Source organism: Oleiphilus sp. HI0128 (assembly GCF_001635365.1).
The window spans coordinates 1-969 of record NZ_LWGG01000106.1 but is presented as its reverse complement, the minus strand read 5'-3'; the positions used below and the strand labels follow the sequence as shown (position 1 = coordinate 969).

At 46.7% G+C, this 969-nt stretch carries 1 protein-coding gene; it reads left to right on the top strand.

Annotated features, from left to right (window positions below; translation table 11 throughout):
• Positions 1-969: efflux RND transporter permease subunit (locus A3763_RS01340; protein WP_197482674.1), on the top strand; the 969-nt coding region annotated here is incomplete at both ends.

Sequence of the window (969 nt, the reverse complement as noted above, 5' to 3'; positions counted from 1 at the left end):
GATGTAGTGAGTAATGCCAGTGAGGGGCAGTCCCTTCTGATTATTACTCTGGATGACAACTACGACCCACAGACTTTGCTAACAGAAATAAAGAATCGCATTGATGCGGTGAATAATTTGCCTGCGGATGCAGAGCGGCCTGTGGTGAGTTTAAGCAAGCGGAAACGGGAAGTTATTAGTGTCGCGGTGTCTGGCGATTTATCGGAACGGGAAATTCGCCAACAGGCACAGCATGTACGTGATCAATTGCTTGATATTGAAGGGATTACCCAGGTTGAATTAGACGGTGTGCGTGATTATGAAATTAGCATTGAAGTTAACGAGCGGGTATTACAGAAGTATGGACTGAGTCTGTCGCAAGTGGCTTTGGCGATTCAGCAACACTCAAGAGATATCTCTGCCGGAAGCTTAAAAAGTAATGGCGGTGAAATTCTGATTCGCTCTAGTGGGCAGGCTTATAACAAACTAGAGTTTGAGCAGATTCCTGTGCTGAGTCGAGCTGATGGTAGTAGCGTCACGGTTGCAGACTTGGCCAGTGTTAATGATGGCTTTGAGGAAAGCGCCATACTGACCCGCTTTAATGGTCGGCCGGCGGCCTTGGTCGATGTTTATCGTGTCGGTCAGCAAAGTGCTATCGATGTGGCGGATAAAGTCAGGGCCTATTTGCAGGAAGCTGAGTCTTCATTACCCGAAAGCGTTCAGCTTGATGCTTGGCATGACCGCTCAAAAATCGTTAAAAAGCGTCTGAAAACGCTTTCAGATAATGCCATACAGGGCGGTATATTAGTCCTGCTCTTGCTGACTTTGTTTCTGCGTCCTGCCATTGCTTTTTGGGTCTGCATTGGTATACCGGTTTCCTTTATGGGCGCATTGTTAGTGATGCCATTGTTCGATATTACCATTAACGTGATTAGCCTCTTCGGCTTTATTGTTATTCTGGGGATAGTCGTCGATGACGCCATTGTTACC